We start from the raw sequence: 23,175 nt of genomic DNA, 5'->3' as shown, positions 1-23,175 counted from the left end.
TCAGTGCCCCAGGCGGGACGCGAGCTCCTCCAGCAGGTCCATGGCGGCGTCGGCGATCACCGTACCGGGAGGGAAGATCGCCGAGGCGCCGGCCGCGCGCAGTTCGTCGAAGTCGCCCGGCGGGACGACGCCGCCGACCACGATCATCACGTCGTCGGCGCCCAGCCCGGCCAGGGCCTCCCGGAGCGCGGGCACCAGGGTCAGGTGGCCGGCCGCCAGCGAGGACACGCCGACGATGTGCACGTCGGCCTCGACGGCCTGCCGCGCCACCTCCTCCGGCGTCTGGAACAGCGGGCCGACGTCCACGTCGAACCCCAGGTCGGCGAACGCGGTGGCGATCACCTTCTGGCCGCGGTCGTGGCCGTCCTGGCCCATCTTGGCCACCAGGATGCGCGGGCGACGGCCCTCGGCGCGCTCGAAGGCGGCGCACGCGTGCCGTACGCGCTCGATGTTGGCGGTCGGGCCCGCCTCGTCGCGATACACGCCGGAGATGGTACGGACCTGCTCGGCGTGGCGCCCGAAGACGCGCTCCAGCGCGTCGGAGATCTCGCCGACGGTGGCCTTGGCGCGGGCGGCGTCGACCGCCAGCTTGAGCAGGTTGTGTTCGAGGCCGGGGGCGGGGTCGCCGGCGGCCTTGGTCAGGGCGTCGAGCGCGTGGGTCACGGCGCCCTCGTCGCGTTCGGCCCGGAGTCTGCGGAGTTTGTCGAGCTGCTGCGCCCGTACGGAGCTGTTGTCGACCTTGAGCACCTCGATCGGCTCGTCGGCGTCGCTGCGGTACTTGTTCACGCCGATCACGGGCTGGCGGCCCGAGTCGATGCGGGCCTGGGCGCGGGCCGCGGCCTCCTCGATGCGGAGCTTGGGCAGGCCGGCCTCGATGGCGCGGGCCATGCCACCGGCGGCCTCGACCTCCTGGATGTGGGCCCAGGCGCGTTCGGCCAGGTCGTGGGTGAGGCGTTCGACGTAGTAGGAGCCGCCCCACGGGTCGATCACCTTGGTGGTGCCGGACTCCTGCTGGAGGAGGAGCTGGGTGTTGCGGGCGATCCGGGCGGAGAAGTCCGTGGGCAGCGCGAGCGCCTCGTCGAGGGCGTTGGTGTGCAGGGACTGGGTGTGGCCCTGAGTGGCGGCCATGGCCTCGACGCAGGTGCGGGCGACGTTGTTGAAGGGGTCCTGCGCGGTGAGGGACCAGCCGGAGGTCTGGGAGTGGGTACGGAGACTCAGCGATTTCGGATTTTTCGCGTTAAATCCGGAAACGAGGTTGGCCCAGAGGAGGCGGGCGGCTCTCAGCTTGGCGACTTCCATGAAGAAGTTCATGCCGATGCACCAGAAGAACGACAGCCGGGGCGCGAACCGGTCGACGTCCATCCCGGCGGCGACGCCCGCCCGCAGGTATTCGACCCCGTCGGCCAGGGTGTAGGCCAGCTCAAGGTCACAGGTGGCCCCGGCCTCCTGAATGTGGTAGCCGGAGATGCTGATGGAATTAAACTTCGGCATCTTTTCACTGGCAAAAGCGAAAATATCCGAAATTATGCGCATTGATGGGGCCGGGGGGTAAATGTAGGTGTTGCGGACCATGAACTCCTTGAGGATGTCGTTCTGGATGGTGCCGGCCAGTTGCTCGGGCGCCACCCCCTGCTCCTCGGCCGCCACGATGTAGAGCGCCAGCACGGGCAGCACCGCGCCGTTCATGGTCATCGACACCGACATCCGGTCCAGCGGGATCCCGTCGAACAACTGCCGCATGTCATAGATCGAGTCGATCGCCACCCCGGCCATGCCCACGTCCCCGGCGACCCGCGGATGATCGGAGTCGTAGCCCCGGTGCGTGGCCAGGTCGAACGCCACCGACAGCCCCTTCTGCCCAGCGGCGAGGTTGCGGCGGTAGAAGGCGTTGGAGTCCTCGGCCGTGGAGAAGCCCGCGTACTGGCGGATCGTCCAGGGCTGGTTGACGTACATGGTCGGATAGGGGCCACGCAGGTACGGCGCGGCGCCCGGATATGTCCCCAGGAAGTCGAGCCCGCCGAGGTCGTCGGCCGTGTAGACGGGCTTGACCGCGATCCCCTCGGGTGTCTCCCAGACCTGGCCCTCACTGACCCCGGCGGGCTCGTCGGGGTCAGGGCCGGTCAGCGGGATGGCCGAGAAGTCCGGGATCATCGCGTCACCTCCAGGTCGTCGAAGGTCGTGCGGAGCACGGCGAGTGCGTCGCACCCGGCGTAGAGGCGGTCGTCGACGCCCTCGTAGTCACCCTTCCCCGCCAGCCAGACCTTTCTCGCGCCCGCCCGTCTCAGCGCGGCGGCGACGGCCTCGGCGTGCAGGCCGTACATCTTGGCGCTGGAACACAGGCAGGCGACGGTCGAGCCGCTGACGGCGAAGGCGGTGGCGATCTGGTCGGGGTCGGTGCCCGGCCCTGCGGACTCGGTGGCGAGGCCGCCAGCCTGGAACAGGTTCGCGGCGAACGCGGCACGGGCCGTGTAGGCGGCGACGGGGCCGATGGTGGCCAGGAACACCACGGGCCGCTCCGGCCGCGCGTCAGCGAGGTCCCGCAGCGCCTCGAACTCCTGGGCGTACCGGATCTCCGGCAACCCCTCAAGGCCCGCCTCGCCCTCGGAAACCCGTTCACGCGAGGGCTGCCCGCCCGCGCCGGCGCTCGGGACGGGCTGTCCGCGGACCGGCTTCTCGGCGAGGTCGGGGAACTCGCTCACGCCGGTGATCGGGAAGCGCCGGTGGGCGATGTCATCGGCACGGCGCTGCCTGGTGTCCGCGATCCGCCCGGCGACCAGCCCGGACGCCGCGCCGATCCCGCCGGCCGCCTCGATCTCCTGGAACCAGGCCCAGGCACGGTCGGCCAGGTCGGCGGTGCGGCGCTCGACGTACCAGGAACCGCCCGCCGGGTCGGCCACCCTCCCGGCTCCAGCCTCCTCCAGCAGCAGCGCCTGCGTGTTGCGCGCCATCCGCCGGGCGAAGGCGTCCGGCGGACCCAGGCACGCGTCGAACGGCTGCACGGTCACCGCGTCCGCACCCCCCACCCCGGCGGCGAAGCAGGCGATGGTGGTGCGGAGCAGGTTCACCCAGGGGTCGCGGGCGGTCATCATGGCGGAACTCGTCACCGCGTGCTGCCGCTGCCCGCCGTCCGCCGCCCCGCACACCTCGGCCACCCGCGCCCAGAGCGTACGCGCGGCCCGCAGCTTGGCGATGGTGGCGAACTGATCGGCGGTGGCGGCATAGCGGAACTCCAGCTGCCCGAACGCCTGCCCGACACTCAGGCCCGCGCCGGTGAGCGCCCGCAGGTGCTCGACCCCCAGCGCGATCGAGCAGCCGAGCTCGTCGGCGTCGCTCCCGCCCGCGTCGTGGTAGGGCGTGGCGTCCAGCATGACGGCCCGCATCCCGGGGAAGCCCTCCGAGCACCGCACCGCCAGCTCGACCGTCGCGTCCCGTCCCGCCGTACCGATCGAGGCGCCCAGGTTGCCCATCGGCGAGACCTCGCGCTCCGCCGCCAGCCCGAACAGGACCTCGGCGGCCTCCCGGGTCTCGGCCCCGGCCTGCAGAACGATCGGCGCGAGGTCCAGATAGACCTCCCGCAGGACGTCGGGGAGCCGCCCGACCGGGATCGCGCCGTCACCCAGGACCAGCCAGAGCGAGGTGACCCCGTGCTCCAGATCGGCCAGCACGGCCTCGGGGTCGGCCATGGAGTGCCGCTGCCGCACGTCCCACCCGGCGCCCGCCGCCCGGCGAGCGCACGGCAGGTGCTCGGGCAGGTCGGCGGCGTCGTAGAGCGGAGCGAGCGTCACCCCGTCGTAGGTGAGGCCGGCCAGCGCCTCCTCCGGCGACCCGGCCTCGACACCCGACTTACGCAGAACCTCGAGCGCCAGGGCCCGCCAATCGTCCCGGTTCGTGGTAGGAAAGCCCGCTGCGAGATGCATGTTTCGGATAGTAGGCGTTGCCCGCCGAACCCAGGAACCCCGGGCTCGCCCCTGACCGACCCCACCATCAGGTCAGCGGTGCCTCCCATGACAGCCGCCAGGTGGTCGGCCCGACGATGCCGTCGTCGTCGATGCCCTGTTCACGCTGGAAACGGAGGCATACGTCGCGGGAGCCGCTGCCGTAGGCGCCGTCGACGTCGATCTCCATGCCGCGTACCTTCATCTGCTGCTGCCACGTACGCACGTCTTCGCCACGCATCACGGGCGGGTACTTCAGCAGGCGCCCGGGGAACGGCGGCGCCGTCGGCGGGTTGGGCGGCGGGGTGGTGTCACCCGGCCGGGGCGCGCCGCGCTTGACCCACGCGTAGAGGGGTTCGCCCGGGCAGTCGGTCGAGTAGCCGTCCCGGTGTCCCTTGATCTCCTTGCCGGCGTTGCCGCGTTCGCGGACGTACTCGACCGCGTCCAGGATCGCGTGGAGCACTCCGTCGGGCGGCTCCACCAGCCCGGCGTTGCCGACCAGGCCGAGCACGGCGTAGTGGCCGGAGTTGAGCCCGGCCCCGTTGGCCGCGGGTAAGTGGTGGAGCCCCCGCCCCTCGAACACCTTGCGATGCGGACACGCCACGAACGAGTAGCCGATGTCGATCCAGCCGTTGCCGTCCATGTGGTAGCCCTGGATCGACCGCACCAGCGACACGCAGACCGCGTGGTCGCCGACGATGCCCGGATCGACCCGGCCGCCCGTGTAATGGACCTTGACTCCCTTGGTGGAGTCGAGCTGTGTGTAGTCGCCGTGCCGCTCACGGGCCTGCCAGTCGCGCCGTAACACGAGGTCGATGGCCACCTTGTGCTCTCCGGGGGTAGGGGAAATGTGACCACTGAGCGTAGCCCGGAGTGCGCGGAAAGGTGGGTAGATCTGGTTATTTTGGCACCTATACCGGCTTAAGGCCTGATCACCCGCTTGTCGGTGACGATCGCGGTGATGAGATCGTGCGGGGTGACGTCGAACGCCGGGTTCAGCGCCCGCGTGCCTTCCGGCGCCACCCGCCGACCCCTGATGGTGACGATCTCGTCGGCGCCTCTGTCCTCGATCTCGATGTGCTCGCCGGACGGGGTGGCTTGGTCGATGGTGGTCTCGGGCGCGACGACGATGAACGGCACCCCGGCCCGCTCCGCCCCGAGCGCCAGCGCGTACGAGCCGATCTTGTTGGCGGTGTCGCCGTTGGCGGCGATGCGGTCGGCACCGATGAGCACCGCGTCGATGCCGCCCTTGGCCAGCAGGTACGGTCCGGCGGAGTCGGCGATGAGCCGGTGCGGCGCGCCCATCCTGGCCAGCTCCCAGGTGGTGAGCCGGGCGCCCTGCAGCAGGGGCCGGGTCTCCAGGGCGAGCACCTCGGCCAGCCGTCCGCGCTCGTGCAGGGTCTGGACGACGCCGAGCGCGGTGCCCCGTTCGACGGCCGCCAGCCCGCCCGTGTTGCACACGGTCATGATGCGCAGCCGGTCGCCTTCGAGGAGGTCGGCGCCCCGCTTGCCCATGGCCTCGCAGGCCGCGATGTCGTCGTCGCGGATCCGCAGCGCTGCCTTGAGCACGGCCTGCCGACCTTGGGACAGGTGGGCGGCGGCCTGGTCGACGCCCCAGGCGAGGTTCACGGCGGTGGGCCTGGCGGCGCGCAGCCTCGCCATGGCGTCCTGGTCGCCGGCCGCCAGCACGACGCCGAGCGCCCCGGCCACGCCGAGCGCGGGCGCCCCGCGCACGGCCAGTCGCCGGATGGCGTCGATCAGGTCCGCGACGGTCTCGATCCGTACCATGACGCACTCGTCCGGCAACCGCGTCTGATCCACCAGCTCGACCGCGCCGTCTACCCAGTCAATCGTCCTCACGCCCAAACCGTAGCCGTCCGCGCGGGGTGCCGGTATGGCCCGGTTCGCAGAGCTGTGTCCGCCGTCGCTGCCGGCCAGGTGATAAAACGTGCGTCACTCGGTGAGTTGACGTGAGGGAGGGTCATGGAGCTGCGTGACATCGAGATCTTCCTGACGCTGGCCGCAGAGCTGCACTTCGGCCGGACCGCCGAGCGGCTCCACGTGACTCCCGCCCGGATCAGTCAGGCGATCAAGAAGCAGGAACGCCAGATCGGCGCCCTCCTGTTCGACCGGACCAGCCGGACGGTCCGGCTGACACCGGTCGGCGAGCAGCTACGCGACGATCTCCGGCCCCTCTACGCGGGACTGATGGACAGCATGCGGCGGGCCAAGCTGGCCGCCCAGGGCAAGACCGCGCGGCTCCGGATCGGCATGATGCCGGTCAACACCCACGACCTGCGTCCCTACTGGGCGACCTTCCGCACCCACCATCCGTACTGCGAACTCCAGCTCCGCCACGCCGCCTTCGTCGACCCCTTCGGCGTCCTGCGGCGTGGCGAGGCCGACATCCTGGTCACCTGGCTGCCCGTCGAGGAGCCCGACCTCACGGTCGGCCCGGCCCTGTTCGCGGACCCCCGCCTGCTGGCCGTCGCCGCCGACCACGAACTGGCCGGGCGATCGGCGGTCTCCGTGGAGGACATCGCCCACTTCCGGCACTCCGGAGCCAGGCCCGTTCCCGCCTACTGGGAGGACGGCTTCGTCCCCTTCCAGACCCCGCGCGGCTACCCGATCGAACGCGGCCCGCTCGTCACGAACATGGACGAGCTGCTCTCCCTCGTCAGCATCAGCGAGATCGTCAACGTCCTGCCCGCCCACTCCGCCCGTTACTTCTCCCGTCCCGACATCACCTGGTTGCCCATCACCGACCTGCGGGCTCTCACCTTCGGCCTGGGCTGGCGGACAGAGGCGGAGAACGACCTCATCCGGGCCTTCGCCCGGGTCGTCACCGATCTCGGCACCCTCCCTACCCGCCTCTGACCCGACCGGCCGCACGCGGGCCAGGGAGGGGACCAGGGTGTCCCACGGGTGCCACCTGCCGCCTTGTGCGCAAACCTGAATCAGACGGCGCGGACGCCGGCCTCGGACGGGAGGAGCGATCGATGGCGAAGCTACTTTTCGTGGTCACCGGAGCCACGTACCTGACGTTGAAGGACGGCACGAGATACGCGACGGGTTACTGGGCCGAGGAGTTCGCGAACCCGTACAAGGCGATCACAGAGGCAGGCCACGAGGTCGTGGTCGCGACACCCAACGGTGTGACGCCGAACGTCGACATGATGAGCCTGCGTCCGGAAATGGCGGGCGGTGTGCAGGGCGCCCTCGATCTGGAGGCCATCATTCGTTCCGCGGAGACGATGCGGCGGCCGATCAGGCTGTCGGACGTCCGCCTCGAAGACTACGACGCGGTCTACCTGCCCGGCGGCCACGGTCCGATGCAGGTGATGAGGAGGAGGGTGTCGGGCTGGCCTCCAGGACGCAGTGGCTGCTGGAGGACGAGCTGAAGGAGAAGGTCGGCGTCGAGTTCAGCCGCGGCGCGATCTGGGAGCCGTACATGGTGGAGGACCGCAACCTGATCACCGGGCAGAATCCCCATTCGGCCGCGGTCCTGGCGGAGCGGCTGTTGAAGGCATTGAAGTAGCCCGGGGAAGAGCATCGCGCAGTTGCCTGCGGGAGGTGATCGACAGCTTGGTGAAGATCTTGCGCAGGTGCCACTCGACCGTCCGCGGGCTGAGGAAGAGCCGGGTGCCGACTTCCGGGTTGGAGAAGCCGTCCCGTACGAGCAGCGCGATCTGCTTCTCCTGCGGCGTCAGCTCGTCACTGGACGACGCCTCGTTCGTGCGCTTGCGGACGGTTTCCCCTGTGGCGAGCAGTTCGTGGCGGGCGCGTTCGGCGAACGCCTCCATCTCGATCGACACGAACATCTCGTACGCCGTACGCAGGTGATCCCGCGCCTCGATCCGCTGACGCTCCCGGCGCAGCCACTCGCCGTACAGCAGGTGAGCACGCGCGAGTTCGGGACGCAGCAGCGTGCGTGCCAGCCGCTCGATCGCCCCGCGATAGAGGCGGTCCGCAGGCGCTCCGTCGCTCAGCAGCGCCCGGGAGCGGGCCAGGATTCCCTGCGCCCAGTCGGTGTCGCACGGCTCCGCCGCGTCCGCCAGTCGTTCGAGCGCGTCACGGGCGACCTTCTCGTCACCGACGCGCGCCGCCGCCTCGACGAGTTCGGGCAGCGCCCAGACCGAGATCCACGGCTGCGCGAGCCGCGTACTGGCCTGGGCGGCCGGCATCGCCTGCTGATAGCGGCCGAGCCCGTTGTAGAGGACCGCGGCCGCCCACTGGGCGACCGCGACCCCCATCGACGGGCCACCCGCACCGGCCTCCTCGATCGTCTCGGCGATGAGCGCCTCGGCCTCGGCGCTCCGGCCCCGCAAGGCGCTGAGCCGGAGCCTGACGTGCGGCGCGCCGGGAACGCCGGTTGCCGCCGCGATGGCTTCGGCCTCGGCGACGGCCGCCGCCGAGGCGGAGAAGTCGCCGGTCCACGTGGCCGCCATCCCCAGCGACGCGAGACAGAGCGGGAGATCGGTCAGGGCCCCCGCGGCGCGTACCACCTCGACCGCCCGGCTGCCCATCATGCGCATGGCCTGGTCGTCCCAGACGGCCGAGCCGACAACGTCGGCCACCCAGCCCCACTTCAGGACGTCGCGCGCCGGAAGGTCCGCGAGCGCGGTCGCTGCCCGCCGCAGTACGGGAACGGCAACGGCCCGGCCGTCGGTGACGAGCAGCGCGCAGCCCTCGATCACGAGATCGAGGGCGTGAGGGGCTCCCGTCGCCGCCGGAAGAGCTCTCATCGCTTGGGAGATCGCCTTGAGGCTGTCCGCGTCCGCGAGCAACGCCGAGGTACCCCAGGCGATCAGGTAGGTCTCGCGCGCGAGGTCCCTGTCGAAGGGCTCCAGCCGCCGCGCGGCCGTCAGCAACGTGCGCGGCGCCTCACTGTCGAGGTCGGCCGCGAACGCGATCCGGCTCCGTACGAGGTGGGCTCGCGCCCGCTGGAACTCGCTCCGGGCGTCCCGCTCCGCGATGTCGGCGAATCTCCGTGCGGCGTCGAGGTCGCCGGCCTCGAAGGTGGCGTCCGCGGCCGCCACCGCGCGGTCCGCGCGCCGCGAGGTGTCGACGGTCAGCGCCACGGAACGCTGCAGGAACGCCGCCGCGGCGGCCAGCCCACCGCGCGCCTGCGCACGGCCAGCGGACCGTTCGAGTTCGGCGGCGACGGACTCGTCCGGCTCGGCCGCGGCGCACGCGAGGTGCCAGGCGCGGCGGTCCGGGTCGACCTGCCTGTCGGTGACCTCCGCCAACGCCAGGTGGGCCGCCCAGCGCTCCTCTTCCGTCGCCGATCGGTACACGGCCGACCGCACGAGCGGATGACGGAACGTCACGCGTACGTCGAACGACAGCAGCCCGTCCGTGCCGCCGGCCAGGGCCGTCGCGGGCGTCACGCCGAGCCGGCCGGCGGCACGCCACACCAGGACGGGGTCGCCCACCGGCTCGGCGGCGGCGATCAGCAGGAGCAGCCGGGTCTGCTCGGGCAGCTCTTCGATCCGGCTCAGGAAGCTCTGCTCGATCCGGCCCGGCAGCGTGTCGGCGTGCAGGAGGCCGAATCCGCCGGCCAGCTGGGTGACGGTCAGGCCGCGAGGCAGTTCCAGCAGGGCGAGGGGGTTGCCTTCGGTCTCCGCGACGATCCGATCGCGGATCTGCCGGTCGAGCCGGACGTGCGTGACCGAGTTCAGCAGGGTGTCCGCGGCGGCGTCACCGAGCCCGGTGACCTCCAGTTCCGGCAGTCCGAGCAGGTCCTGAGCCCGCTCGCGGGCGCCGAAGACGAGGGCGACCGACTCCGCCAGCAGCCGGCGCGCGACGAAGCCCAGGGCCTGCGCCGAGGCCCGGTCCATCCACTGGGCGTCGTCGACCACGCAGAGCAGCGGGCGTACCTCCGAAGCGTCCGACAGGAGACCGAGTACCGCCAGCCCGATCAGGAAGCCATCGGGCGCGGTCCCCGCTCGTATCCCGAACACCGTCTCGAGCGCGGTGCGCTGCGGTGCGGGCAGATTCCGCAGCCGATCGAGCAACGGCACGCACAACTGATGCAGCGTGGCGAACGGCAGCTCCATCTCGGATTCGATGCCGACCGCACGGAGCACGCGCAGGCCGTCGGCCGAATCCTTCACGTAGTCGAGCAGCGCCGACTTTCCCACGCCAGGCGGGCCGCGGACCACGAGCGCGCGGCTCTCCCCCGTGCGGACGGCGCTGATCATCCGGTCGAGGAGGGCGCACTCGATCCGGCGCCCGAGTAGGTCTACTTTTTCCCCGTTACCTGAGCTATGCACCGGATATGCCACCTTTGCCCGCCTTTGTCGCGGTTTGGCCCCCGTACACGCTACAACGGCGTTATCGAGGCCCGCATCTTCGCCCGACAAAGGTTTGCTCAAAGCGAGCACACGATCACGCGTTGGCGTCCGACCGGCGCACGACCAGGGCTTTTCCCTGGCTCGACCGACCGCCGAACGCGGGACAGTGGCCACCAGGCCCCAGACGACACGATCTCGATTCCGAAGGGCGTATTCCGAGATACTCGCCGTGCCCGGCGATCTGGCTCGGCGGGGCACCGGCGCCCAGGTGGTCGAGCGGGCACTGGCCCGGTTCGGCCGGATCGACACGCTGGTCAACAACGCCGGGATCTTCATCGGCAAGCCGTTCACCGACTACACGGACGCGGACTACGACGCCGTGACCGGCATCAATCTGTACGGCTTCTTCGACATCTCGCGCAGCGCCGTCGCCGCGATGCTCGCCCACGGCAATGGCGGCCACCTCGTGAACGTATCCTCGTCCCTGGCCGACTACGCCGACTCCCAGGTGCCCTCGGCACTCGCCTCACTGACCAAGGGCGGTCTGAGCGCGGTGACCAAGGCGCTGGCCATCGAGTACGCGACCCGTGGCATCCGGGCCAACGCCGTGGCACTCGGCGTCATCCGCACCCCGATGCACCCGCCCGAAACGCACGAAACCCTCGACGGCCTGCACCCGATCGGGCGGATGGGGGAAATCGACGACGCCGTCGAGGCCATCGTCTATCTGGAGCAGGCCCAGTTCGTCACCGGCGAGATTCTGCACGTCGACGGCGGCCAGAGCGCCGGACACTGAACACGGCCCGGAGGTTTCGATGGACAGCACGACGCGCGACGTCGACCTCACCTTCACCTTCACCTTCACCGACCAGCCGACTCGATCGATGTACTTGTCCATGCTGGTGGTGGAGTCGCCCGGCCTCAATCAGATCAACCATTACCAGGTGTCCGAACTCGACTAAGCAGGCTCCTGCGGGTGGAACCGCTCGCCCTGCGTGCTGGTGATGGCCTGCTGCACGCCCGCGTGGATGTTCAGGGTCATCCACACGCCGGTGAGCTTCAGGAGGCGGGCCGGTGTCTCGTGCACGGCCGCCAGATGGAGCGCTCCGCCTTGTTCGCGCAGTGCCGCGTTGAGGCGTATCAGCACGTACAGGCCCAAGCTGTCCAGGAAGGTGAGCCCGCTGAGGTCGAGCAACAGCGGCTCCCCGGGCCGGATCTGCTGGGCGAGGTAGGTCTCCAGCCGGGCGGCGTTGGTGGCGTCCACCTCACCGGCCACGGTGGTCAGTGTGCCGATGATCAGGCGCCGGCTGTTCAGGCTCAAGGGCGGCATGGTGGCTTGGCGAGCTGCTCAGCGGGCCGGCGGCGGCACGACGGTCATGGCGTCCTCTCGGGGTTGGACCGGGGGTCTGCCGAGTGCAGGAGGAATGCCTTCCTCGCTTCTAAACTGTAATCCCCGAAGGCGGTTACCGGAAAGGCACTTCCGTATAGGATCTCCTGAAAGAGGGTTCGGTCCGCCCCGCCGCCGCTGACAACCGCGCCGGGGGCGGAGAAGGTGAGACCCGTGAGCGCATCCGACGACCGTTCGTCCGCCTGGACATTCCTCACCCATCACGCCCGCGTGCTGCTGGAGATCGCCCGCAACCCGCAGGCGCGGATGCGCGACATCGCCGACGGCATCGGCATCACCGAACGCACCGTGCAGGGCATCGTGACCGACCTGCATCAGGCCGGCTACCTCACCCGCGATCGGGTCGGGCGACGCAACCACTACAAACTCAACCTTGATGAGCACTTCCGCTATCCGACCGAGGCCGGCCTGCCGATCCGGCTGCTGATCGACATGGTCACCCGCCACGACCAGCCGGATCCCGACACCAGTCCACCCCCGCGATAACCGGGAGTGCGGTGCTGCAACGGCCGCCGGGCGAGGTTCCGCTCGGCGGCCGGGTCGTGCCTGTCAACGCTTGACGGACAGCCCCGCCGTGGGGAACAGGACGAGCGGGGACGACGCCTGCGACGTCCTCGCGCCGCTCTGGCCGCACAGCGCCAACAGCACATGATCCACGAGGGCGTAGTCGATCGGGCTCGGTTCGATGTTTCCGTTGTCGTCGAGGTGCTGGTACTTGGCCAGGTTGAGCCCGAAGGACAGCTGCCGCTTGCCGTCCGGGCTGGACAGCGACTGCGTGAGCATGCCGAACACGCCACCGTCGTGCCCCCAGAACCGTCCGCAGGGCAGGTCGATGGAGTAGATCCCGAGGCCGTAGTCGATCGCCACGCCGCCCGCCAGGACCGGCACCGTCTTCCGCATCTCGGTGAGCTGGGCGTCGCCGATCAGTTCGCCACGCAACAGCGCCCGGTAGAACCGGTTGAGGTCGTCCATGGTGGACACGACCGCGCCCGCGGTGCTCGCCCACGACATGTTGTAGACGCTGTAGTCACGTGGCGGGTCGATCCAGCCGAACAGGGACTCGTAGGCCTTGGAATGCGGTCCGGGGATCTGCGGCGTGCGGGGGAAGGAGGTGTGCCGCAGGCCCGCCTTGCGGATCACGTTGCGGGTGATGTACTGCTCGGCGCTGATGCCGGTCACCTTCGCCAGCAGCAGGCCCGCGATCACGTAGTTGGTGTTGGAGTAGGACCCGGGCGTCGTGCCCGGCTCCCCGGTCGGCGGCGCGGCGAGACCGAACTTGACCAGCTCTTCCGGGGCGATCTCACGGAACCGGTTGTCGTCCAGGCTGGCGGCCGAGCCCTCCAGCAGCGAGGGGAACGCACCCGCGATGTAGTCGCCGATGCCGCTGGTGTGGTTGAGCAACATCCGTACGGTGGTCTTCTGGCCACGGTCGCCGGGGATGAGGCCGGGCAGGTAGCGGTTCACCGGCGCGTCCAGCTCGATGGCGCCGCGCGCCACCTGCTGGAGAATCGCCACCGAGGTGAAGGTCTTGGTGATGCTGCCGATCCGGTGGACCATGTCGGGTCGCACCGGCCGGCGGGTCACCACGTCGGCGACGCCCGCCGCTCCCTGCCACGTCTTGTCTCCGTCGCGTACGCCGGAGTAGATGCCGAACATCCCGGCCTGGTGGACGGCATCGAGGGACTGCCGGAGCGCCTGCCGGTCGAGCCCTGGGTCGGGCGCCGCCGAGGCTGTGCCGGGCGTGGCCAGAACCCCTGCCACGACCAGCGCGGTCACCGCGGCCATGACCCGCTTCGTGCGGCGCGCCGCCGCAGGTAACTTGTCGATCTGTCTGGGATGGCGAGAAATCATAGCCATCAGCCTGATCCAGGAGCGCCAACAGCGTCAGTCGGCATTGTCACCGGCTCGGGATGACACCAATCATGCGAAACCGATGACAGAGGCGCCCACATCGCCAAACCACCCGACCGAGGCCCGTCCCGCCTCGGCCAAGGGACCTCGCGCGTGGGCGTCCACCCGCCGGTTTGGGGGTCCACCGTCCGGGGCGGAGGTCCACCGTCCGGGGTGGGTCACCGTCCGGGGTGGGAGTCCGCGTCGTTATCCGCCTGCCTTCGGCAAGCTCTCCCTTCCTGTACGGCACAGCCAACCTGCCCCCACCCGCCGCAGCGGGCGGGCGTCTGTCCAGGGAGACGGCCGCTGAACCGGGTGCCACGTCCCGCCGTTACGGCCCGCGCTGCGACGCCTACGTGGTTTTCCGGAACCGTTCAGCGTTCGGCCAGGACGATGACCGCGTCCTGCCGGTTCAAGACGATGGGCTCGGACTTCGGTGGGTTGAGGACGATGCCGTAGTGCGGCGGGATGTTGATGGCCGAGGTGTTGCGGTACCCGATGGCGGTCTCCCCCCGGCGGCGCGCCGCTTCGATGACCGTCGAGAACGTGACCCGCGTCCCCGACGCGACGTAGGACCCGGCGGGGCGCGGATAGATCTCCGACCCGTGCGAGTCGAACAGGTAGCCGAACACGTCCGCCAGGTGGCGGTTCTCCGCGAGCTGGGCCAGCAGGAGACCGATCACCGTGTCGCTGATCACGATGTCGTCGGCCTCCGTCACCTCCGCGAGCGCGCGGTTGTTCTCGTCGTGCATCTCGCTGACGATCGAGTAGTGCTCGCCCAGCGCGCTCTGCATGTCGCGGAGCTGCAGCAGCGTCATGAGCGTGCGGGTGTCGGCGTGGTGCGGCTTGTAGCGGTCGTCCGACAGGACGATGACGTGCTGGAAGAGGCCGACGCCGAGCGACTCGAGCGCGTACCGGTCCGTGGTGTCGCACTCCTTGACGTTCACGGTGAGGTTCGCCAGGTCCGACAGGCCGGACCCGGCCTTGGGGTGGTCGGCGGCGATCTCCAGGACGGAGCCGGGAGCGACGTAGGCGTCGAGGTAGTGGACGATCTGGCCGGCCCGGCCGTTCCAGTTGAGCAGCAGCGTGCGCTCGGGTTCGGCCTGGGGGCTGTCGGCGACGGCGATCGCGGTCTCGTCGAGGGCGGGCGTGCCGGTGGCGAGCCGGATGGCGGAGTCGTCGTGCGCGATGACGACGACCTGGTCGCCGGCTTCGATGACGGTGTCCATGGGTGGGTTCAGCACGACTCCGGTGGGTCTGCGTAGCCCGATGACAGTGGCCGTCTCGTAGGCGTGCAGCGCCTCGCCGTACGTGCTGCCCGCGAGTTCCGTTCCGGAGCGCAGGTAGATCTCGCCGCCGTCGAAGTTCAGCAGGTCCATGCAGACGACGGACATGCCCGACTGGCGCGACGACTGGACGATGAGCCGGGCGGCGGTGTCGTCGGAGTCGACCAGGTGCACGTCCTTGCCGCCGGCCAGGCGGGCGGCGGCGATGTTGCGGCTGGCGGCGATGGCGGCGACGACCGGCGGGCGGATTCCCGGGCGCTTGGCCAGGGCGAGCAGGATCTTGATGACGTGCGCGTCGGGGTCCTCGCCCTCCGGGGAGAGCACGACCACGGACCTGGCGGCGGCCAGGTTCATCAGGTTGAGGTCACGCGACTCGGTGGGACGTCCCGTGCGGCAGACCAGGCGGGTCTTGCCCAGGTCGCCGATGTGCTCGCGGATGTCCTCCTCCATGGCCAGCTTGTCGTGTTCGGCCAGTACGGCGATGATCGAGCCCGGCTGGCTGGCGTGTGCCTTGACCAGCTCGGCGACGATCGTGAACACCTGGTCCGACCAGCCGAGCACCACCGTGTGCCCGGACTCGACGATGCGGGAGCGGCCCCTGCGCAGCCGGTCGACCTTCTGCTTGAGGCCGTTGGACAGCAGGCCGACGAGCATGCTGACGATGAAGATGCCGCCGAGCGACCCGGCGAACATCACCGCCATATAGGCGACCGACCCCTTGTCGCTGGCCACTTTGCTCGGGGTGAGCGCGTGCATGAGCGCGATCCACAGCACCTGGCCCGGGCCGCCGACCCCGTCGGGCTCCTCCGGGGCCAGCCAGAGTGTGAGCCCGGCGACCACCGCGATGAGCCCGAACGACACCACGGCCAGCCAGCCGATCAGTGAGACCGTGCCCCTCGACATGGTGTTGTCGAACCAATACCGCGCCCGCTCGCGGAACGTCACCCTCGCCACTCCGAATACCTCCACGTTGGTGTCAGTTGACCAAGGAGACAAGGTACCGGCCCAACCGGGCGCAACGCATGGTGAGCGGTAACGTAGCCGCCATGGCGACCCCCCTGGCCCCGGACGATCCCCTATCGCTCGGTGCGTACCGCCTCGCCGGGCGGCTCGGTAAGGGCGGGCAGGGCGTCGTCTATCTGGCGCACTCCCGCGACGGCGAGGCGGTCGCGATCAAGCTGCTCAGCACCGGCGACGAGGAGACCCGCGCGCGGCTGGCGCGGGAGCTCGACGCGCTGGAGAGCATCGCCTCCTTCTGTACGGCGCGCGTGCTGGACGTCTCGATCGAGGGGCCGCGGCCCTACGTGGTGAGCGAGTTCGTGGAGGGACTGTCGCTGGCCGACCGGGCTCGCGAACGCGGCCCGTTGCGCGGCGGCGAGCTGGAACGCCTGGTGGTGGGCACCGCCACGGCCCTCGCGGCCATCCACGCGGCGGGCGTCGTGCACCGGGACTTCAAGCCGGCCAACGTCCTGCTCGGCCCCGACGGCCCCCGGGTGGTGGACTTCGGCATCGCCAGGGCGGAGGGCGCGGCGACGATGACGTCGGGGCTGATCGGGACGCCCGCCTATCTGGCGCCCGAGCAGATCGCCGGCTCGCCCGCCGCCCCCGCGTCGGACGTGTTCGCGTGGGCGGCGACGATGGTGTTCGCGGCGACGGGCCGCAGTCCGTTCGGCGCGGACACGGTGCCCGCGGTGCTGCACCGGGTCCTGCACGCCAACCCGGACCTGTCGGAGCTGCCGCCCCGGCTGCGGGGGCTGCTGGCGTCGTGCCTGTCGAAGGACCCCGCGCACCGGCCCACGGCCCGGGACCTGATGGTCTCCCTGGTCAACCCCACCTCGACACCGCCCGCCCCTTCGCCGGGCCGCCCCGCCGGAGCGCCGGGCGGCGTCCCCCATACGGGCGCCGGGGAGCATACGGGGCCGCGAGCCGCGGCGCTCACCACCGACGTCTCCACGCGTAACCGCTCGCGTGGCCTGCTGATCGGCGTGCTGGCGGCCGTGCTCGCCCTGGGCGCCGCGGCAGGCACCCTCCTCTGGATCAACCGCGCCCCGACCGGCACCGGAGCCCAGACGTCCACCAGCCACACGCCAAGCGCGCGCACCACCGCCGGGAAGACCGCCGACCAGGCGACCGAACCAACCCACGCCACCACCGATCCGACACACACCACGGGCCCGGCGACCACCACGGAGCAGAAGTCTCAAAGCGGCTCGCTGAAGATCCCCGCCGCGTTCGCCGGCACGTGGTCCGGCCGCACCACCTCCACGAACCCGATCGACGCCGACGGCGCCACCAACACGATCAAGCTGACGAGCGGCCGGTCCAGCGCCCGGTGGGAGGAGAAGGACAGCAGCGACAGCTGCACCGGCAAGATCACACTGACCAAAGTGGCCGGTACACGGCTGACCTTCACCCTCCAGCCCGAAACCGGCGGTTGCATCCCGGGCACGGTCTCGCTCACCCTCATCGGCGACAAGCTCACCTACCTCTGGCGCGACGTACCGGGCCTCGGCTTGGTGGAGGAAACCGGAGAGCTCAGCCGGAGCTGACACCCGGAGCGCCAGCAATACCTCCGGAATTGCGCAAATCCCGTCGACAGACCGGGCCGCGAACCGGGATCATTACTGTTATGTCTGTGATTAAGGAGGTTCCGTTCCCCAGTCCGGACTCCCCCGAGCTTCCGATGAACATCTGGATCGACGACGCCGACTCCGCCATCGACGTCATCGACGCTCTGGCGCTGTCGCCGTTCGCGACCGGGGTGCAGCCCTGGTCCCGCCTGGCCAACTTGGAGCGCGTACGCCCCGACGCCGCGCTCCGTCCCGAGCAGGGCCGGATCGTCCGCACCGCGCAGGTGCAGGACGGTTCCGAGTCGCGCCTGATCTGCGGCGAAGGCTGGACCTTGCGGATCATCCGGCACCGCAACCGCACCGCGACCGTCAGCGTCACGGCCGTCAGCGACGAGCTGGCCCGGTCCGTGCTGAAGGAGTGCACCGACGGCGCCGAGGAGCCGGAGCCCGACACCGACCACGTCGAGATGGGCTTCTGGTGGCGCGGCGCGCACGGCGGCACCCGCTCCGAGAAGCCGATCACCGCCTCGCCGTGGGACGAGATCAGCGGCAACTACTCCGCCCGGGTGCGCCGGTCGCTCGACGGCCTGATGACGGTCACCCCGGCCGACATCGGCGGGCGCCTCATCCTGCTGCACGGCCCGCCCGGCACCGGCAAGACCACACTGCTGCGGTCGCTGGCCAAGCAGTGGCAGGACTGGTGCCAGGTCGACTGCGTACTCGATCCGGAGCGCCTGTTCAACGAGCCGGGCTACCTGATGGAGGTGGCGGTCGGCTACGACACCGATGAGGACAAGCAGCGGTGGCGGCTGCTCGTACTGGAGGACTGCGACGAGCTGATCAGCTCGTCCGCCAAGGCCCAGACGGGTCAGGGGCTGTCGCGGCTGCTGAACCTCACCGACGGCCTGCTGGGGCAGGGCCGTGACGTGCTGGTGGCGATCACCACGAACGAGGACCTGACCCGGCTGCACCCCGCCGTCGTCCGGCCTGGCCGATGCCTGGCCCAACTCGAGATCGGCGCGCTGACCAGGGACGAGGCGGTCCGCTGGCTCGGCTCGTCACAGGGTGTCGGGCCGTCGGGGGCGACGCTGGCGGAGCTGTACGCGCTCCGCTCGGGCCGCACGATCCCGCCGCCCACCGAGGGCGAGTCCACCGGCCTGTACCTCTGACCGACCACACCGCCTCACCGGCCGGCACCTCTGACGGACTCCACCGCCTCACCGGCCGGCACCACTGACGGACTCCACCGCCTCACCGGCCGGCACCTCGGACCGCCGAGCCGCCGGCTGGGCAGCGGCCCGCCGGGCGGAAGCCGGTCAAGGCGACGTGCCCCGGCCGGCGGACCCACTCAATGAGCCGGGCGGACAAGCGGATCAGGCGAGCCGAGCGGGCAAGGGATCGGCCGAGCCTGACGTGCAAGCGGATCAGCTGAGCCAGGCGTACAGGCGGATCAGCTGAGCCGAGCGTGCAGGCGGCGCGCCTCACGGACGAAGCCGCTGCTCCCCTTGCGCCGCGCGATCTCCGCAACGCACGGCAGCTCACCCCGGGCCCCTGCCCATGCCGCCACCCGTACGGCGAAACCGAGCGCCTGCGTGTGGGCGGTCCGCGGACTCTCCCCCGGCCCCGGCAGGTAGACGGCCAGGAACCCGGCCACCACCTCCCACACCTCCACGTGCGCCCCGTGCCGAGCCGCGCTCTCCAGCGACTCGACCACCGCGCCCAGCTTGAACCAGGCCCTGCGCAGCAGCAGCGCGAGCTGCCGCCCCACCTCGGCGGCGGGCAGGTCGCCCCGCTCGGCCATCCCGACCAGCGCCCGGACCCCCGCGTTGGGCTGAGTCCCGCCCAGCCGGGAGTCTCGCTCGACCAGGAAGTACGCCAAGAGCAACGCCACCCCCTCCCCCGCCACCCCGTCCGCCCGAACCAGCGCCCGCAGGATGCCGGACTCCACCCCGAGCGCGTTCCACTGGTAGAGCAGGAACGGCAGGCAGTGCAGCGCCACCACCTCCCGGTCCGACGGCAGCACGGCGGGCCACCACGGCATGTAGACGCTGTGGCCGTCCCACCGATGCCGGTCCGGGTCGGAGAACAGGTCACGGAGCGGACCGGCCTCGCCAGACGAGAGGTCGAGCGGCAGACCGGACTCGCCGTGCCGGAGGTCGAGCGGCAGACCGGACTCGCCGTATCGGAGGTCGAGCGGCAGACCGGACTCGCCGTATCGGAGGTCGAGCGGCAGACCGGACTCGCCGTGCCGGAGGTCGATCCTGGGCACGAGGTCGGGATGCTCCCCGCCGGAGGGCTCGCGGTCGCCGGCGTAGGGCGTGATGCCGCGCGTCCACCCGACGGCGGTCACCGGCGAGGGCCGGTCGCTCATCCAACGCGCCGCCGTGCCGCCCGCCCCGGACGTCAGCCCGCCCGCACGCGCCGCCACCTCGGGCGCGACCGATCGGGGCAGCCGCAGGAGCGCCTGCCACAGGTCGGTGTCCATGGCCTTGGCACCGGTACGTTCGTAACCTTCGAGCCGGTCGACCAGCACGCCGGGATCCAGGTGCCCGGTGCCGCTCGTCGGGGTGGCCAGCAGGTACGGCGGCAGCGTGCCCGCCCGCAGCGCGGCGTGGACCTCGGCCCACCGCCGCAGCAGGAACAGGTGCTGCGGCGACACCCTCGCGGGCAACGGCAACCGCGACGACAATGACGGCGACGGCAACCGCGACGACGACGGTGACGGTGACGGCACCGACGAGGACAGCGAGGGCGGCGGGCCGAACCGGATCTCGGGGGTGACGATCTGCCTGGCCATCGCCTCGGACCATTGGTCGAGGTAGCGCCACTCCGGCTGCACGTCCAGGCGCGTCGGCCAGCTCGTCCCGCGCGCCAGTACCGAGCGGAGCAGGTCACGGTCGTCGGCGCAGAACCGGACGAACGCCGCCAGCCAGCGTTCGGCACCCTGCCAGTCCTCGCGGTCGGGGAAGACGCCCAGCTCCCGGATGTCCTCGATCAGCGGAAAGCCGGCGTCCAGCGAAGGAGACTCGGGCAGCGGCACGGGCACGAAGTCGTCGTCCTCGTCGGCCGCCACCTCACCGCCGAACACGGTGACGAGCTGTTCGCCGAGGTCCGGCGGCAGCAGCCCGAGCGCGTCACGGATGACCTCCGCGCCCGCGAGGGTGAACCGCGCGCCGTGCTTGAGCGCCAGCCGTGCGGCCCGCTCCTGGATGTCGGGGGACTCGCAGGCGAAAGCGTACGCCAGGGCCAGGGCGTACTCGTCGGCATTGTCATCGGCGTCGCGGGCGGCCTGGTCGAGCCAGGTCAGTCCGACGGACACCAGCTTCCGCTCGGGCCTGAACAGCAGCGCCTGCAGGGCCTCGGCCACGTCGGCGGGATCGAGGGCGTCGAAGCAGCGCAGGTGCCGCAGCGCCAGCTCGGCGACCACGCCCGGCGCGGCGGGCAGCAGCCGCAGGTAGTCGCGGGCCCGTGAGGCTACCTCGGTGTAGGTGGGTTCGACGAGTTCGTGCAGACGGACGAAGAAGCGCAGGTCACCGGCCGAGCCGCCGCGCAGGAAACGGCGGAGGCAGCCGTCGATCAGCAGCCCCCGGTCGATCGTGCCCTCGCTCTGGAGCACCGCCAGTGACTCCAGCCAGGTGCCGGGCTGGAGTGGCGCGGCCTGTTCCCCTTGCAGCGCCCTGCCCACGCCTTCCGCCTCGAAGATCAGCGGCAGCAGGTGGTCGCGGAGCGGATCCTCGCGCAGGCTCCGCGCGGTGGGCGATTCGCCGACCCAGGCCACCACGAGGGGGTCGTGCGCGGGCGGGACCGCGCCGCTGCGCCGGAGCAGGTGGAGCGCCAGCCACGCCGCCTGCTCGCGGCCCGAGCCTGGGCCTGGGCCTGGGCCTGGGCCTGGGCCTGGGCCTGAGCCTGGGCCTGGGCCTTTGAGCCGCAACGCCATGCGGACCGCCACGTCGGCCTGCCATTCCAGTGGCCGGGCGGCGAGCACCCGGAGCAGCGGCTCCACCGCATCCGGGTCCACCGCATCCGGCTCAACGGCGGCCGGCTCGGCTCGCCGGCCCGCGAACTCGCGGCGGTTGATCCAGGCGGCGACGGCGGCCGCGCCGCCGATGGTGCCCGCCCCTGCAACGCGCATCGGCCCGATCCAGTCATCGTCGACGTCCCCGTGCCAGTCGGATCCGTTCGGGAGCTCGAAGCGCCGCCGGACGGCCGGGAGGTGGCCGGGCAACCGTCCGGCCACCTCCTTCCGGCCTTCGTCGTCGAGCCCGAGTACGGTCTCCGCGACCTTCACCGCGTCACGGGTCGCGATGGCCTCCTCCACGGCCTCCCAAGCACTCACGCCTCGACCTCAGCCTCGGCACGGGCGGCGGACTCGGCCCCGGCACGGGCGCGGGAGGCGGACTCCGCACCAGTACCGGCACCGGCACCGGCGGCGGCCTCGGCGCGGGTCCGGGCGGCGATCCGGGCGGCGAGTACGTGCTTGCACGGGCCGCGCGACCCGGCATGGTCGAACCACCACGGGCAGGTGCAGGACCCCTCGGCGAGGCGGACCAGCCGTACGCCGCCATCGGTTGTCACTTCGGCCGTGTCGCCGGAGAGGCGCACCGCGCCGGAGCAGGCCAGCGCGCGGGCGGCGGTGAGGCGCGGGTTGAGCTCGGCGACCTGCTCCCGGTCGTAGGGGAGCTCGCGGTGGAAGTGGGCGGCCTCGTGCAGGTCGTAGCCGACGCGCCCGGACGTGCCGAGCTGGGTCAGCGCGGCGCGTACCCGCGACGGGGGCAGGCCCGAGCGGTCGGCCAGCAGCCCGAGCTCCACGGCGGGCTCGAAGTTGAGCAGCATCCCCACCACGTCGGCGTCCTCGGCGGCCTCGTCGGTGGCCAGGTCGTCGAGCACCGCGCCCTCTCCGGAGAAGCCGCGCCACGGCTGCGGCGAGATCGCCAGCGTGTAGCGCATGCCGGGCAGCTCCAGCTCCCAGGCGCTCGCCTGATGCTCGGCGCCGCCTGCCGGGCCACTCGTCTGGCGCCCGGCGCCGCCCGCCGGACCGTACACGCGCAGTGCCTTGGCGAACCTGAGCAGCGGCATCAGCGTGGCGACCCGGCCGGCCCCGGACAGGCAGACGCCGCCGGGCGCGGGCGCGGTCGCCACCCGCAGGTCGCGGCCCGCGGGGACCGCCCAGACGGTCGCGTTCGCCCGCTTCGGCAGCGAGCGCAGGAAGCGTACGGCCTGCGGTCCGCGCAGCTCGGCCCGCAGGTCGAAGGCGGCCGCGATCACCTGCACCTCGGCGAAGCCGCGCAGCCACCGTGACGGCAGCGGCACCTTCTTCTCCACGACCGCGCCGTCGAGCGTGGTCACCGCCATCTCGTCGGGCCCGACGCCCAGGTGGAGCGGGTCCCGGCCGCCCACCCTGGCCAGCGCCTCGCGGAGCGGGCCGTTGACGTCGACGTTCGTGGTGCCGCGGTCGAGCACGTCGCCGTCGAGGGCGAGCACGTCGAGCCGGGCGTAGACGCCGCCGCAGGCGGAGAACGACTCGAACCTGAGCCGGTCCCCGTCACAGGTCACCACCGGGTCGCGGGTCCAGCCGGGGCGGGGCTGGTGGTAGCGGGTGAGCGCCACGTCGGCCACGGCCAGCAGGCCCGCGGCGGCCGGCGCCGCCTGGGTGAGCAGGCCGCTGAAGAATCGGGGATGGGTCTGGGGACCGGATAACGCCGTCCCACCGGACGTCGAGAGACCGAGTCTGCCGTCGGCGAGCAGGGAGGGTCCGGCGTAGGAATACGCCTGCACTGCTTGAGTCATGGC

Annotated in this window: 17 protein-coding genes; 7 read left to right on the top strand and 10 right to left on the bottom strand. The window is 71.3% G+C overall.

Annotated features, from left to right (window positions below):
- From scpA to mtnA, 4 genes are all read right to left on the bottom strand, one after another.
- Window positions 1–2,151, bottom strand: coding sequence for a methylmalonyl-CoA mutase (gene scpA, locus AB0B91_RS15040; RefSeq protein WP_358318843.1), 2,151 nt, complete (start codon window positions 2,149–2,151; stop codon window positions 1–3).
- A complete protein-coding gene (locus tag AB0B91_RS15035) occupies window positions 2,148–3,917 on the bottom strand; it encodes a methylmalonyl-CoA mutase subunit beta (RefSeq protein ID WP_358318842.1) in 1,770 nt (589 codons plus the stop codon). The genes scpA and AB0B91_RS15035 overlap by 4 nt, the downstream gene beginning before the upstream one ends.
- Before the next feature lie 67 nt (window positions 3,918–3,984).
- A complete protein-coding gene (locus AB0B91_RS15030) occupies window positions 3,985–4,758 on the bottom strand; it encodes an N-acetylmuramoyl-L-alanine amidase (protein ID WP_358318841.1) in 774 nt (257 codons plus the stop codon).
- A gap of 98 nt (window positions 4,759–4,856) precedes the next feature.
- Complete coding sequence (gene mtnA / locus AB0B91_RS15025) at window positions 4,857–5,795, bottom strand: S-methyl-5-thioribose-1-phosphate isomerase (protein WP_358318840.1); 939 nt, start codon at window positions 5,793–5,795, stop codon at window positions 4,857–4,859.
- 123 nt (window positions 5,796–5,918) lie between these two features.
- Here mtnA and AB0B91_RS15020 point away from each other — a divergent pair, with 123 nt between their 5' ends.
- Both AB0B91_RS15020 and AB0B91_RS15015 read left to right on the top strand, forming a co-directional pair.
- Entirely contained in the window at window positions 5,919–6,812 is an 894-nt protein-coding gene (locus AB0B91_RS15020) for a LysR family transcriptional regulator (RefSeq protein ID WP_358318839.1), read from the top strand.
- Between the two features lie 122 nt (window positions 6,813–6,934).
- Window positions 6,935–7,336, top strand: a complete 402-nt coding sequence (locus AB0B91_RS15015) for a type 1 glutamine amidotransferase domain-containing protein (RefSeq protein WP_358318838.1) — start codon at window positions 6,935–6,937, stop codon at window positions 7,334–7,336.
- A 72-nt stretch (window positions 7,337–7,408) separates the two neighbouring features.
- On the opposite strand, the gene AB0B91_RS15010 is transcribed toward AB0B91_RS15015, so the two are convergent.
- Complete coding sequence (locus AB0B91_RS15010; protein WP_358318837.1) at window positions 7,409–10,210, bottom strand: AAA family ATPase; 2,802 nt, start codon at window positions 10,208–10,210, stop codon at window positions 7,409–7,411.
- Between AB0B91_RS15010 and AB0B91_RS15005 the strand changes: the two genes are divergently transcribed.
- Together AB0B91_RS15005 and AB0B91_RS15000 are read left to right on the top strand one after the other, a co-directional pair.
- Entirely contained in the window at window positions 10,119–11,027 is a 909-nt protein-coding gene (locus AB0B91_RS15005; protein WP_358318836.1) for an SDR family oxidoreductase, read from the top strand. The genes AB0B91_RS15010 and AB0B91_RS15005 overlap by 92 nt on opposite strands.
- A 19-nt stretch (window positions 11,028–11,046) precedes the next feature.
- Window positions 11,047–11,193: a hypothetical protein gene (locus tag AB0B91_RS15000; RefSeq protein ID WP_358318835.1), complete on the top strand. Its 147-nt coding sequence runs from the start codon at window positions 11,047–11,049 to the stop codon at window positions 11,191–11,193.
- On the opposite strand, the gene AB0B91_RS14995 is transcribed toward AB0B91_RS15000, so the two are convergent.
- Window positions 11,190–11,552: an STAS domain-containing protein gene (locus AB0B91_RS14995; protein WP_358318834.1), complete on the bottom strand. Its 363-nt coding sequence runs from the start codon at window positions 11,550–11,552 to the stop codon at window positions 11,190–11,192. The two genes, AB0B91_RS15000 and AB0B91_RS14995, sit on opposite strands and share 4 nt — an antisense overlap.
- A 240-nt stretch (window positions 11,553–11,792) precedes the next feature.
- On the opposite strand from AB0B91_RS14995, the gene AB0B91_RS14990 reads away from it, so the two are divergent.
- The gene (locus AB0B91_RS14990) at window positions 11,793–12,125 is read left to right on the top strand and encodes a helix-turn-helix domain-containing protein (protein WP_358318833.1); all 333 of its coding nucleotides are present in this window, start codon (window positions 11,793–11,795) and stop codon (window positions 12,123–12,125) included.
- A 63-nt stretch (window positions 12,126–12,188) separates the two neighbouring features.
- On the opposite strand, the gene AB0B91_RS14985 is transcribed toward AB0B91_RS14990, so the two are convergent.
- Entirely contained in the window at window positions 12,189–13,490 is a 1,302-nt protein-coding gene (locus AB0B91_RS14985) for a serine hydrolase domain-containing protein (protein ID WP_358318832.1), read from the bottom strand.
- 413 nt (window positions 13,491–13,903) lie between these two features.
- Entirely contained in the window at window positions 13,904–15,769 is a 1,866-nt protein-coding gene (locus AB0B91_RS14980) for a TrkA C-terminal domain-containing protein (protein WP_358318831.1), read from the bottom strand.
- 92 nt (window positions 15,770–15,861) lie between these two features.
- Here AB0B91_RS14980 and AB0B91_RS14975 point away from each other — a divergent pair, with 92 nt between their 5' ends.
- Window positions 15,862–17,364, top strand: a complete 1,503-nt coding sequence (locus tag AB0B91_RS14975) for a serine/threonine-protein kinase (protein ID WP_358318830.1) — start codon at window positions 15,862–15,864, stop codon at window positions 17,362–17,364.
- 80 nt (window positions 17,365–17,444) lie between these two features.
- The gene (locus tag AB0B91_RS14970; RefSeq protein ID WP_358318829.1) at window positions 17,445–18,554 is read left to right on the top strand and encodes a DUF5925 domain-containing protein; all 1,110 of its coding nucleotides are present in this window, start codon (window positions 17,445–17,447) and stop codon (window positions 18,552–18,554) included.
- Window positions 18,555–18,835: 281 nt separating this feature from the next.
- On the opposite strand, the gene AB0B91_RS14965 is transcribed toward AB0B91_RS14970, so the two are convergent.
- Both AB0B91_RS14965 and AB0B91_RS14960 read right to left on the bottom strand, forming a co-directional pair.
- Entirely contained in the window at window positions 18,836–21,721 is a 2,886-nt protein-coding gene (locus AB0B91_RS14965; RefSeq protein WP_358318828.1) for a DUF6493 family protein, read from the bottom strand.
- Entirely contained in the window at window positions 21,718–23,172 is a 1,455-nt protein-coding gene (locus tag AB0B91_RS14960) for an SWIM zinc finger family protein (RefSeq protein WP_358318827.1), read from the bottom strand. Before AB0B91_RS14960 ends, AB0B91_RS14965 begins: the two co-directional genes overlap by 4 nt.
- Window positions 23,173–23,175: the final 3 nt, after the last annotated feature.

This window comes from Nonomuraea sp. NPDC049141, from assembly GCF_040648415.1.
Lineage (GTDB): Bacteria > Actinomycetota > Actinomycetes > Streptosporangiales > Streptosporangiaceae > Nonomuraea.
Note: the sequence above shows the minus strand (reverse complement) of the source record. Positions and strands in the feature narration are given on the sequence as shown.